This is a genomic window from Pseudomonas sp. NPDC087615 (assembly GCF_044743445.1).
Lineage (GTDB): Bacteria > Pseudomonadota > Gammaproteobacteria > Pseudomonadales > Pseudomonadaceae > Aquipseudomonas > Aquipseudomonas baetica_A.
In genome coordinates, this window is record NZ_JBIUWM010000092.1 from 1 (window position 1) to 12,746 (window position 12,746).

Here is a 12,746-nt window from a genome sequence, read left to right on the forward strand (position 1 = left end):
CCCGAGTGCCCCCTCCCCCTGCCCCATGCCTAAACGCTCGTTTCGGTGCCAGCCCTAACCAACCCCGTACCGGCCCAACCCACCGCGGGTTTTTTGGCCAGTCAGGTCTTTGGTTACGCCTGCAACCAGAACGACCTTTTCCTCATGGACACTGCCGAGCAGGATCACTGCGCGGCCGAGTTTGTTTTTCAGCTGATCGACCAGCGCCAGCAGCGCTTTGCCATCCTGACCATCCAGGCGTGCAGCCAGAACCTTCACACCTTTGACATCCAGTGCCGAGGCCGACAGATCGTCGCCCGCAGCGCTGGCCGCCTTGGCCTGCAACTGCTCGAGTTGCTTCTCCAGCAGACGGTTGCGCTCCAGCACAGCCGACAGCTTGTCGATCAGGTTGTCACGGCTGCCCTTGACCAGGCTGGCCGCTTCCTTGAGTTGTTCTTCTGCCGCGTTCAAGTAGGCCAGTGCCGCAGCGCCCGTGACGGCCTCGATACGACGCACGCCCGATGCCACACCGCCTTCGCTGATGATTTTCAGCAGGCCAATGTCACCGGTACGGTTGGCATGGATACCGCCGCACAGTTCGACGGAGAAGTCGCCACCCATGCTCAGCACCCGCACGTTGTCGCCGTACTTCTCGCCAAACAGCGCCATGGCGCCTTTCTGCTTGGCGGTCTCGATATCGGTTTCTTCGGTTTCAACGGCGGAGTTCTTGCGAATCTCGGCGTTGACGATGTCTTCCAGTTCTTTCAACTGTTCAGGCTTGATCGCTTCGAAGTGGCTGAAGTCGAAGCGCAGGCGCTGACTGTCGACCAACGAACCTTTTTGCTGAACGTGATCGCCCAGCACCTTGCGCAGTGCTGCGTGCAGCAAGTGCGTGGCCGAGTGGTTCAGCGAAGTGGCGTGACGCACGTCAGCTTCGACGTGGGTTTCCACCGGCGCGCCAACGATCAGGCTGCCCGATGCCAACACACCGTGGTGCAGGAAAGCCCCGCCGGTTTTGGTGGTGTCGCGCACATCAAAACGGCTGCTACCCGCTTGCAGATAACCGCAATCGCCGATCTGGCCGCCGGACTCAGCGTAGAACGGGGTCTGGTTCAGCACCACGACGCCCTCTTGGCCTTCACTCAAAATGTCGACGCACTGGCCATCTTTATACAGAGCCACGACTTTCGCCGAACCGCTGGTGTTGTGATAGCCGGTGAACTGGGTATCCACATCAACCTTGACCAGGCTGTTGTAGTCCATGCCGAAGGAGCTGGCGGAACGCGCACGCACGCGCTGGGCTTCCATCTCGCGCTCGAAACCTTCTTCGTCGATGGTCAGGCTGCGCTCGCGAGCGATGTCGCCAGTCAAATCCATCGGAAAACCGTAGGTGTCGTAGAGTTTGAACACTACGTCGCCCGGCACCACGTCGCCTTTGAGGTCAGCCAGATCCTGCTCGAGGATTTTCAGGCCTTGTTCCAGGGTCTTGGCGAACTGCTCTTCCTCGGCTTTCAACACGCGCTCGATGTGCGCCTGCTGGGATTTCAGTTCAGGGAAGGCTTCGCCCATCTCGGCCACGAGAGCGGCAACGATCTGGTAGAAGAAGCTGCCCTTGGCGCCGAGTTTGTTGCCGTGACGGCAAGCACGACGAATGATCCGGCGCAGCACATAACCGCGACCTTCGTTGGACGGCAGCACGCCGTCGGCAATCAGGAAGCCGCAGGAGCGAATGTGGTCAGCCACGACTTTCAGGGATGCCTGATTGTCGTTGGTGCAACCGATGGCCTTGGCCGAGGCGGCCAGCAGGCTCTGGAACAGGTCGATTTCATAGTTCGAGTGAACGTGCTGCAGCACGGCACTGATCCGCTCCAACCCCATGCCAGTGTCGACCGACGGCGCTGGCAGCGGGTGCAACACGCCATCGGCGGTGCGGTTGAACTGCATGAACACGTTGTTCCAGATTTCGATGTAACGGTCGCCGTCTTCTTCAGGCGAGCCCGGTGGGCCGCCCCAGATGTCGGCGCCGTGATCGTAGAAAATCTCGGTGCAAGGACCGCACGGGCCGGTATCGCCCATGGTCCAGAAGTTGTCGGAAGCGTACGGCGCGCCCTTGTTGTCGCCAATGCGCACCATGCGCTCGGCCGGAACGCCGATTTCCTTGGTCCAGATGTCGTACGCCTCGTCATCGCTGGCATAGACGGTGACCCACAGTTTTTCCTTCGGCAGGTTCAGCCACTTGTCGGACGTCAGGAAGTTCCAGGCATAGGTGATCGCATCACGCTTGAAATAGTCACCAAAGCTGAAGTTACCCAGCATTTCGAAAAACGTGTGGTGACGGGCGGTATAACCGACGTTTTCCAGGTCGTTGTGCTTGCCGCCGGCGCGCACGCATTTCTGGCTGGAAACGGCGCGGGTGTACGCGCGCTTTTCCTGGCCCAGGAAGCAGTCCTTGAACTGGTTCATCCCCGCGTTAGTGAACAGCAGGGTTGGGTCGTTGCCCGGAATCAAAGAGCTGGAGGCTACACGGGTGTGGCCTTGCTCTTCGAAGAAGCGAAGGAAGGCTTCACGGATTTCTGCGCTTTTCATTAGGTTCTTCCACGGAGGCTGCGGCCAAAGGCCTGTTCGAAACGTCAACAGACGAAGCGACGGCAAAGGGCCGCATTATATCTGCCCTGCGCGCGGGGTACAGCGTGTTTATACGATAGAAACGGTCAATTGGACGGCTAACGCTGTCACTTGCGCGAAAACTCGACGAATGCCGCGATCACTTGATCGATTTGCGAGCGGTTGACGTCCATGTGCGTGACCATGCGAAGACGCGAGGCAGCACTCAACTTGATCCCGCGCTCGGCAGCAAACGCCTTGATCGCCTCGGCTTTGTCACCCATCTGCACATAAACCATGTTGGTCTGTACCGGTTCGACGCTGAAACCCGCGTCACGCAGGCCTTCAGCAAGCCATTGAGCATTGGCATGGTCATCCGCCAGACGCTCAACGTTGTGATCCAGCGCATACAACCCCGCCGCCGCCAGCAATCCGGCCTGACGCATGCCGCCGCCGACCATTTTGCGCAGACGACGAGCCTTGCCGATCAGTTGCTCAGAACCGCAAAGCACCGAACCGACGGGCGCCCCCAAGCCCTTGGACAGACACACCGAAACTGAATCGAAATACTGAGTGATTTCCCGGGCATCTACCCCGAGCTTGACCGCTGCGTTGTACAAACGCGCGCCGTCCAAGTGCAATTGAAGGCTGTGATCCTGAGTAAAGCGTCGTGCCCGGGCCAGATACTCCAGTGGCAACACTTTGCCTTGCATGGTGTTTTCCAGCGCCAGCAGGCGAGTACGGGCGAAATGGAAGTCGTCTGGTTTGATCGCTGCGGCCACCTGATCCAGATCCAGCGAACCATCGGCCTGTACCTCCAGCGGCTGCGGCTGGATCGAACCGAGCACCGCTGCGCCACCGCCTTCGTACTTATAGGTGTGCGCCTGTTGGCCAACGATGTACTCGTCACCGCGCTCGCAATGCGCCATCAATCCCAACAGGTTGCTCATGGTGCCAGTCGGCACGAACAACGCGGCGGCGAACCCCAGGCGTTTTGCCAATTCGACTTCCAGACGATTGACCGTCGGGTCTTCGCCGTACACGTCGTCACCGGTGGCGGCGCCGGTCATGGCGTCGAGCATGGCGGGAGTCGGTTGGGTGACGGTGTCGCTGCGAAGATCGATAACACTCATGAACCTGGCCTCAAGTCAGCAGGGGAAATCCCTTTACGAAGGTGGATTACTGCGGTCATCGCGCCGATTAATCAACCCTTGGCGCACGAAAACACCGCACAAGCGTTCAAAAAACCGATAACAATCATCTGAAAGGCGCAATGCACAGATACAAATTCTGTGTTAAAAACGCTGCGCCGCCCGAGAAAGGGTGGCGAAAACGTTCTCAGGGCGGGGTGCAATTCCCCACCGGCGGTAATTGCGCGCAATGCGCATAGCCCGCGAGCGCTTGGCGACGGACACGGCTTTGGCTAGTGGACGGCGGCAAGGTCAGCAGACCCGGTGTGATTCCGGGGCCGACGGTCATAGTCCGGATGAAGAGAGAACGGGATTGACACCCAAGAGCCGTCCGCGCGCTTCTGCGTTCGTGCGTCCCCTTGAATCCCCTTCGATTCATAACGCCCTGTTTTTCACACAAACAGGAGTCAGAACATGCAACCCACCGCTATCGACAGCAAAAGCAAACACCCTCATGGCGAGCGCGTCGCGTTCATCCAGGCCTGCTGGCACAAGGAAATCGTCGACCAAAGCCGTAAAGGCTTCGTCGCCGAAATGCTCGCTCAGGGTTATCAGGAATCGGACATCGACTTCTTCGAAGTCGGCGGCGCCTTTGAAATGCCCCTGCATGCCAAGCTGCTGGCCAAGACCGGTCGTTATGCCGGCATCGTCGCGGCAGCCCTGGTAGTGGACGGCGGCATCTACCGTCATGAGTTCGTCGCCCAGTCGGTGGTCAGCGGCCTGATGCAGGTGCAACTGGAAACCGAAGTGCCGGTATTCTCGGTGTCCCTGACCCCGCATCATTTCCATGCCGGTGAAGAACATCAGAAGTTCTTCTTCGAGCATTTTGTGCACAAAGGTCAGGAAGCGGCGAAGACGTGCGCGGATACACTGAAGAAAATCCGCGCCCTGCGCCGCACAGAGCCGCGTGCTGTAGCGGTCTGATATCTGCACCGAGTGGGGTCTCAGACCTCACTCAGATCCAAATGTGGGAGCGGGCTTGCTCGCGAATGCGGTGTACCAGTCAACAGATGTTTCACTGACACACCGCATTCGCGAGCAAGCCCGCTCCCACAGGAGATAGGTGTTGGTCCCCCAAATTGTTTCAGGCGAGGTTTTCGTCGGTGGCCGGTACGATCAGGATGCCCGCTCGCAAGCCGTTCTTGACCTTGGGATTGGGGAAGATGATCCGCGCGCCTTCTTCCTCGATGATCCAGCGGGTATTGGCCAAGTCCTCGGCCAGTACATAACCGACTTCCAACTCGGAAAAGTTCTCGATGTCCTGCGGCAGGTTCAGGCGGAACGCATCGCTGTGCTTGATGATTTCCCGCGCGACGCTAAACAGTTGCAAGCCATCCAGGCCCTCCTGCGCCAGATCAGGCTCATTGCCTTCAATGATCTGTTTCAGACGAGTTTCCAGCCGCGACACATTGACCCCGGCGTTCTGCCCGAAGGGCCGCGCCTTGCCCAATTCCAGCGTGAAAGCCTCGGCGCCGAGTTTGTCGTAGGTATATGAGCTGAACACTATCGACGATTTGTTCTGCAACAGCACCGCTTCCATGCCCGCAGCACGTAAGCGCGCCAGTTCTTTACGCGAATGCTGGCGTCCTTCCTTCCACGGATACAGGGCGAATTGCTCGATCTTCGAGCCGCGAATGGCCGTGTGCAGGTCATAGTGCAAGCGCTGGCGATCCGGCAGGCTGAAGAAACTCGCCGCCAACCGCTCAAGTTCACAGGCACGCAGCGCTTCAGAGCCGCTGCTTTGTTCGTGACGACCGTTGAACAGCCGATTGACGTCCTGCTCGATGAAACGCTCGCCTTTGCGAATCGCCTCGGTGTTGCCGAACAGGAACAGAATGCGTGCGCGCGGCTTCAGATCGCCGCGAGCGATGTCATGCAGCAGCCGATCAAGCAACTCGATCGGCGCTGTTTCGTTGCCATGGATGCCTGCCGACAGCAGCAAGTCCAGGCCATTGTCGCGCGCTTGCGGTGGCCGGACTTCCAGCGCACCTTCGCTCAACCAGCGCATGCGCACGCCTTCGACAGTCAGTTGAGTCTTCTCCGCCGGTTCGCGGCCGGCGAGGGTCAGTTCAAGCAGTTTGCCGAGGGCGAGCATAAAGCGGTTTCCTTAGTGGTCGTGGTTGCAATCCGGGCCGTGCACGTGGTCTTCGTCGTCGCCGACGTCGGCCGGTTCCATTTCCAGTTGCAGACTTACCAGATTAGTCGCCAATGGGCGCAGCAGCAGGTTGGCGTACTCGGCATCGCCTTCTTCAACGTCGACGCCGATCAGCAGTTGGCCACGGCCGTCCTGCTGGATCCACAGCTCTTTGCCTTGCCACATGACCGCGACGCGGGTGCACGAGGTTTGCAGTTGCGTGCCGTCGGTATCTTCAAGGATCAGCTGCAGGGAATCGCTCATGTTTTTACTCTCTTGGGGAGACGAACCGTGCGCCGCGTTCAAGCGGAGCACCGGTCATCAATTGATCTGGAATGGATAAACAGCGCCCAGTTTAAGGATTTGCGTCAGTTCATCCAGTGCCGTCCGGCATTCAAGCAACAATTGCGGGTCCGCCAGATCGGTTTCGCTCAGGCGGTCGCGGTAGTGCTTTTCAACCCATGCGGTCAACGAACCGTACAACGGGGCCGTCATGATAACCCCTGGGTTGACGGCCGCCAGTTCGGTTTCATTCAGCGCGACGCGCAAGCGCAGGCACGCCGGGCCGCCGCCGTTCTGCATGCTCTGCTTGAGGTCGAAGACTTTCACTTCACGGATCAGACCGCCGGAGCTGGTCAGACTTTGCAGGTAGGCCCACACGCGCTCGTTGGCCTGACACTCTTGCGGCACGATCAGCAACATCGAGCCGTCGGGACGCGAGAGCAATTGGCTGTTGAACAGGTAGGAGCGCACCGCGTCATCCACGGTGACCGCCGAACGCGGAACGCAGATCGACTGGAAATTGCCGCCAACCTTGGCCAGTTTGCCTTGCAACTCGGCCAGCATCTGATCGGTGTCGAGGAACGCGTCCTCGTGATAGAACAGCACCTCGCCATTACCCACGGCGATCACGTCGTTGTGGAACACGCCCTGATCGATCACGTTAGGGTTCTGCTGTGCGTAAACCACGCCTTCGTCACGCAGACCGTGCAGACGCACAACCGCTTGCGACGCTTCGAGGGTCTGCCGGGCCGGGTATTTCTGTGGCGCTGGATAACGGTTGTCGAAGGCACTGCGACCGAACACGAAGAACTCGACACCGGCCTCGCCGTACTCACGGCAGAAACGTGTGTGGTTGGCCGCGCCTTCGTCACCAAACTGCGCCACCGCTGGCAGCGCAGCGTGATGGGCGAAGTGTTGCTGATTGGCGAACATCGCGCCGAGCACGCGGCTCGTGGTCGGGTGCTCGATGCTGCGGTGGTATTTGCAGTTGAGGTTAGCGGCGGTGAAATGCACGCGGCCGTCAGAGGTGTCGGCGCTCGGGCTGACCGTGGCGGCGTTGGCCACCCACATGCTCGACGCCGAGCAACTGGCGACCAGCAAAGGCATGGCCTCTTTGGCCGCGCGCTCGATCACTTGCGCGTCGCTGCCACTGAAACCCAGACGGCGCAGAGCGGCCACGTCCGGACGCTCCTGCGGCGCCAGCACGCCTTGCTGAAAGCCCATTTCCATCAGCGCTTTCATTTTCGCCAGGCCTTGCAGCGCCGCTTCCTTCGGGTTCGAGGACTGCTGACTGTTGCTCTGGGACGCAACGTTGCCGTAGGACAGACCGCCGTAGTTATGGGTCGGCCCCACTAGACCGTCGAAATTGACTTCATAGGATTTCATCAGCGAGGCTCCACGAGAATCTGTTGTTATAGGCTTCAGTAACTGTTCAGTAAGACCGCGGCGCGGCCATCGCCAGCCGGCTGGCTCCCACAGGTATTGCGTCGCACACAAAATGTGTGAGCACCACCGAACCTGTGGGAGCTAGCCTGCCAGGATTGGCATCACGCCATCTTCACGCCAGGCGTCAGAGTGGCAGGCAACACCAGATTTGGCGTTTCCAGCGACGCCACCGGGTACGCGCAATAATCCGCCGCGTAGTAGGCACTGGCGCGATGGTTGCCCGAGGCACCCACACCACCAAACGGCGCGCTGCTCGCAGCCCCCGTCAATTGCTTGTTCCAGTTGACGATGCCGGCGCGACTTTCCAGCCAGAATTGCTGATAACGATCTTCGGAATCCGACAACAGACCGGCGGCCAAGCCGTAAGCGGTGTCGTTGGCCTCATTGATCGCCGCAGCGAAATCGGTATAGCGGATCACTTGCAGCAACGGGCCGAACAGTTCTTCGTCCGGACGCTCGGCCACCGCGGTCACATCAACAATGCCAGGGGTCAGCAACGCGGCTTGCGCCTGCGGCTGCGTCATGTCCAGCAGTGACTCGGCGCCATTGGCCAGCAAATGCGCCTGGGCATCCATCAACGCTTTCGCCGCGCCAAGGGAAATCACCGAGCCCATGAACGGCGCCGGTTGCTGATCGAACGCACCGACTTCAATGGTCGAGCTGACCTCAACCAGACGCTTGAGCAGACTGTCGCCCCACGCGCCTTGCGGCACCAGCAGACGACGGGCGCAAGTGCAACGTTGGCCCGCCGAGATGAACGCGGATTGAATAATCGTGTACACCGCCGCGTCGAGGTCAGCGACCTGATCCACCACCAGCGGGTTGTTGCCACCCATTTCCAGCGCAAGAATCTTGTCCGGACGCCCGGCAAATTGCTGGTGCAAGTGGTTGCCGGTGCGGCTGGAACCGGTGAAGAACAGACCGTCGATGCCCGGGTTCGCCGCCAGCGCAATGCCGGTTTCGCGAGCGCCTTGCAGCAGGTTCAGGACGCCGGCCGGCAAACCGGCTTCGATCCAGCACTTGACCGTCAGCTCGGCGACTTTCGGGGTCAGCTCGCTCGGTTTGAACAACACGCTGTTACCGGCCAACAGCGCCGGGACGATGTGGCCGTTCGGCAAGTGGCCAGGGAAGTTGTAAGGGCCGAACACCGCAACCACGCCGTGAGGCTTGTGGCGCAGCACGGCGGTGGCGTCGCCCAGCGGGCCGCTCTTCTCGCCGGTACGCTCGCGGTAGCTTTGCACCGAGATCGCGATTTTGTTGACCATGCTGGTCACTTCGGTGGTGGCTTCCCACAGTGGTTTGCCGGTTTCTTCACCGATGGTGCGGGCCAGTTCGTCACTGTGGTTCTTCAGTGCAGCAGCGAAGGCTTCGAGCACGCTGATGCGCTCTTCCAGCGAACGCCGTGCCCAACCCGGAAACGCCTGACGCGCCGCCTGCACGGCCGACTCGACCTGAGCGGCAGTGGCGCCCTCACCCGACCACAGCACTTGCTGGGTCACCGGATTGAGCGACTGAAAAGCTTCGCCCTGACCGGCCAGCCATTCACCTGCGATGTATAGCGAATTCATTATTTCGACTCCCGAGCAGCAGACAACGCCACGGCGCGCACTTGGTCGCCCGCGTTGAGTTGAAGACGTTTGGCGGTTTGTGGATCGACCACCAGCGTGCCGGCAGCCAGACGTGCCGGCGCAGCCGTGATGCGGCAGTCTTCGCGTTTGCGGTTATGGATGATGAACGGCGTGGCATCGTCGCCCGGCGTACCGACCGCCAGCACCAGCGCTTCGCTGTCACGCACCGCGCGGATCTTGCTGGTTTCGCATTCAATGGCCGGGCCGGCGTCGAAGATGTCGACATAGCCCTGATAGCTGAACCCTTCGCTCTTGAGCATCGCCAGCGCGGGCTCGGTGTCCGGGTGGACCTGGCCGATGACATTGCGTGCATCAGGCGACAGGAAGCAGGTGTACAGCGGGAATTTCGGCATCAGCTCCGCAATGAATGCCTTGTTGCCGACCCCCGTCAGGTAATCGGCCTGGCTGAACTCCATCTTGAAGAAGTGCCGGCCCAGACTTTCCCAGAACGGCGAACGGCCAGCGTCATCCGACACACCGCGCATTTCGGCGATGATCTTGTTGCCGAACAGCTCCGGGAACTCAGCGATGAACAGCATCCGCGCCTTGGACAGCATGCGGCCGTTCAGACCGTTACGGTAATCGGCGTGCAGGAACAGCGAGCACAGCTCGGAGTTGCCGGTCAGGTCGTTGGCCAGGAACAGCGTCGGGATCTCACGATAGATGTTCAGCTCTTGCGAAGCGCTGACGGTCAGGCCGACACGGAAGTTGTACCAGGGCTCACGCAGACCGACCGCGCCGGCGATAGCGGAAATGCCCACCACGCGACCGTCGTCGTCTTCAAGCACGAACAGGTAATCCGCATCGCCACGGCCGGCTTCGCCGCGAAAGGTCTTTTCAGCCCAGTCGACCCGATGGGTCAGGCGTTCTTCGTTGGCCGGCAACGTGGTCAGGCCGGTGCCGGTGCTGCGGGCCAGGTCGATCAGCGCGGATAAATCGCTGCTGCGTACGGGACGAACAATCATGCTATCTCCTCAAACGGGCCGCCTTCGCCACCCGTAAAACTCGCTAAGGCGTTAAACCGCCACCAGGCGCACGCTGGCACCTTCACCGACGCCCAAGGCCTCGGCCGCTTCCAGATCAAGAGTCACCGGTTTGCCCGGCGCGTAGTCCAGCTCAAGCAACACGGCGCGGTAATCCTGCAACTGCGCGTTGGCCACCAGATACTGGCGCCCGGCACCTTTGACCGGCTCGCCGATCTTCACCGGCACCACGCGGCTCTGGGCGATCGAACGGATCCCCGACACACGCGCATGCAGGGTCGGGCCGCCGTCGAAAATATCGATGTAGTGATCGGTCTCGAAACCTTCGCGCATCAGGATGTCGAAAGTGATCTGCGCTCGCGGGTGCACCTGGCCCATCGCCTCTTGGGCGGAATCCGGCAGCAGCGGCACGTAGATCGGGTAATGCGGCATCAGTTCGGCGAGGAACGTACGGCTTTTCAACCCGCACAGGCGCTCGGCCTCGGCGTAGTTGAGGTCGAAGAAATTGCGACCGATGGCGTCCCAGAACGGCGAATCGCCATTCTCATCGCTGTAACCGACGATCTCAGTCACCACCGAATCGGCGAAACGCTCCGGGTGGCTGGCGACGAACAGCAAACGACCACGGGAATTGAGCTCAGCCCACGGCGAACCCACCAACTCACGCTGCACGTAGAAACTGGTCAGCAAGCTATTGCCGGTCAGGTCGTGGCACTGCGAAAGCACATGGATCTTGTTGTGGATCTTCAGCTCGCGGGAGGCGTGGACGAAGGTCTCGTTACGAAAGCTGTAGAACGGTTCCGAATAACCGGCCGAAGCAACGATCGCCGAGCAGCCGACCAGTTTGCCGGTGGCGGAGTCTTCAAGGACGAAGAAATAACTCTCTTCACCGTTGAAGCTCACTTCGGCGGCAAACGAGGCTTCGCTCGCGGCGATCTTGTCGCTCAGACGTTCCACGTCATCCGGCAAGGAAGTGACACCAATCGGGCTGTCCGCAGCCAGACGCTGTACCTCGCCCAGATCAGCCATTTGCGCGGGGCGCATCACCAGCATGGTGTCACTCCTTTCTCTTATAAATTCACAGAAGAAATAGCCAGGCTCTCACTGCTTGAACAGCGATCAGTGTGGGAGCGGGCTTGCTCGCGAAAGCGGTGTATCAGTCAACATTTTCGCTGTCTGACCCACCGCTTTCGCGAGCAAGCCCGCTCCCACTTCTGGTCTAGCCTGGCATTAAAATTTTGATCGACGCCTGAAACGCTCAGGCATCGAAAGGTCTATCAAGCTTGCGTGAGTTTTGCAGCGGCACGTTCGAAGCGGTCCAGACCGGCATCGATATCAGCGTCTTCGACCACCAGGCTCGGGGCGAAACGGATCACGTCGGGACCTGCTTGCAGAATCATCAAGCCTTCTTTCTCAGCGGCGTTGAAGATGTCTTTGGCCTTGCCTTTCCAGGCGTCGCTCAGCACGCAACCGATCAGCAAACCGAGGCCACGCACCTGAGTGAACAGGCCGTACTTTTCGCCGATCTGCTCAAGACGGGTTTTGAACTTGTCGTGCTTGGCATTGACGCCGTTCAGCACTTCAGGGGTGTTGATCACGTCAATCACAGCTTCCGCTACCGCGCACGCCAGCGGGTTGCCGCCGTAGGTGGTGCCGTGGGTGCCGACGACCAGATGTTTGGCCAGCGCTTCGGTGGTCAGCATCGCCGCGATCGGGAAACCGCCGCCCAGGCTCTTGGCGCTGGTGAGGATGTCCGGGGTCACACCGTAATGCTGGTAGGCAAACAGTTTGCCGCTGCGGCCCATGCCGGTCTGCACTTCATCGAACACCAGCAGCGCGTTGTTCGCGTCGCACAGTTCGCGGGCACCTTGCAGGTAAGCCAGTTCGGCCGGCAGTACGCCGCCCTCGCCCTGGATCGGTTCGAGCACGACCGCACAGGTCTTGTCGGAAACGGCCGCTTTCAGCGCCGCCAGATCGTTGTAGGGAACGTGGGTGATACCGGTGATTTTCGGGCCAAAACCGTCGGAATACTTCGACTGGCCACCCACGTTCACGGTGAACAGGGTGCGGCCGTGGAAGCTGTTCAGCGCGGCGATGATCTCGTATTTCTCAGTGCCGAAACGGTCGAATGCGACGCGACGGGCCAGCTTGAAGGCGGCCTCGTTGGCTTCGGCGCCGGAGTTGCAGAAGAACACACGCTCGGCGAAGGTTGCGTCGATCAGCTTGTGCGCCAGACGCAGGGCTGGCTCGTTAGTGAACACGTTCGAAACGTGCCACAGCTTGTTCGCTTGCTCGGTCAAGGCACCGACCAGCGCGGGGTGCGCGTGGCCCAATACGTTGACGGCGATGCCGCCGGCGAAGTCGATCAGCTCGCGGCCGGCCTGATCCCAGACGCGGGAACCGGCGCCACGCACCGGAATGAAAGCGGCAGGCGCGTAGTTGGGAACCAGAACCAGGTCGAAATCGGCGCGTTGTACCGCAGCGTGCTCAACGGACATCT

Annotated in this window: 9 protein-coding genes, 1 pseudogene and 1 riboswitch; of the genes and pseudogenes, 1 reads left to right on the forward strand and 9 read right to left on the reverse strand. The window is 60.4% G+C overall.

Features of this window, described 5'->3' with window-relative positions; genetic code table 11:
* Positions 1 to 75 precede the first annotated feature (75 nt).
* Both alaS and ltaE read right to left on the reverse strand, forming a co-directional pair.
* Positions 76 to 2,565 (reverse strand): annotated as a pseudogene (gene alaS / locus ACIOU6_RS26650) (alanine--tRNA ligase); the annotation flags it as partial.
* A gap of 146 nt (positions 2,566 to 2,711) precedes the next feature.
* The gene (gene ltaE, locus ACIOU6_RS26655) at positions 2,712 to 3,716 is read right to left on the reverse strand and encodes a low-specificity L-threonine aldolase (RefSeq protein WP_401139640.1); all 1,005 of its coding nucleotides are present in this window, start codon (positions 3,714 to 3,716) and stop codon (positions 2,712 to 2,714) included.
* 197 nt (positions 3,717 to 3,913) lie between these two features.
* A riboswitch (FMN riboswitch) is annotated at positions 3,914 to 4,086 on the forward strand.
* A 101-nt stretch (positions 4,087 to 4,187) separates the two neighbouring features.
* On the opposite strand from ltaE, the gene ACIOU6_RS26660 reads away from it, so the two are divergent.
* Positions 4,188 to 4,697, forward strand: coding sequence for a 6,7-dimethyl-8-ribityllumazine synthase (locus ACIOU6_RS26660; RefSeq protein ID WP_401139643.1), 510 nt, complete (start codon positions 4,188 to 4,190; stop codon positions 4,695 to 4,697).
* A gap of 160 nt (positions 4,698 to 4,857) precedes the next feature.
* Here ACIOU6_RS26660 and astE read toward each other — a convergent pair whose 3' ends face one another.
* The 7 genes from astE to ACIOU6_RS26695 form a co-directional block, all read right to left on the reverse strand.
* Positions 4,858 to 5,868, reverse strand: a complete 1,011-nt coding sequence (astE, locus tag ACIOU6_RS26665; RefSeq protein WP_401139646.1) for a succinylglutamate desuccinylase — start codon at positions 5,866 to 5,868, stop codon at positions 4,858 to 4,860.
* A 12-nt stretch (positions 5,869 to 5,880) separates the two neighbouring features.
* Complete coding sequence (locus ACIOU6_RS26670; RefSeq protein WP_016983958.1) at positions 5,881 to 6,171, reverse strand: hypothetical protein; 291 nt, start codon at positions 6,169 to 6,171, stop codon at positions 5,881 to 5,883.
* Between the two features lie 57 nt (positions 6,172 to 6,228).
* Complete coding sequence (astB, locus tag ACIOU6_RS26675; protein ID WP_401139648.1) at positions 6,229 to 7,575, reverse strand: N-succinylarginine dihydrolase; 1,347 nt, start codon at positions 7,573 to 7,575, stop codon at positions 6,229 to 6,231.
* Positions 7,576 to 7,736: 161 nt separating this feature from the next.
* Positions 7,737 to 9,206 carry a succinylglutamate-semialdehyde dehydrogenase gene (gene astD, locus ACIOU6_RS26680; protein WP_401139653.1) on the reverse strand — a complete coding sequence of 490 codons (1,470 nt, stop codon included), beginning with the start codon at positions 9,204 to 9,206 and terminating at the stop codon, positions 7,737 to 7,739.
* Entirely contained in the window at positions 9,203 to 10,228 is a 1,026-nt protein-coding gene (gene astA / locus ACIOU6_RS26685; RefSeq protein ID WP_221734286.1) for an arginine N-succinyltransferase, read from the reverse strand. The genes astD and astA overlap by 4 nt, the downstream gene beginning before the upstream one ends.
* Before the next feature lie 51 nt (positions 10,229 to 10,279).
* Positions 10,280 to 11,299: an arginine/ornithine succinyltransferase subunit alpha gene (gene aruF / locus ACIOU6_RS26690; protein WP_059404897.1), complete on the reverse strand. Its 1,020-nt coding sequence runs from the start codon at positions 11,297 to 11,299 to the stop codon at positions 10,280 to 10,282.
* A 224-nt stretch (positions 11,300 to 11,523) separates the two neighbouring features.
* Positions 11,524 to 12,744: an aspartate aminotransferase family protein gene (locus ACIOU6_RS26695; RefSeq protein WP_401139651.1), complete on the reverse strand. Its 1,221-nt coding sequence runs from the start codon at positions 12,742 to 12,744 to the stop codon at positions 11,524 to 11,526.
* Positions 12,745 to 12,746: the final 2 nt, after the last annotated feature.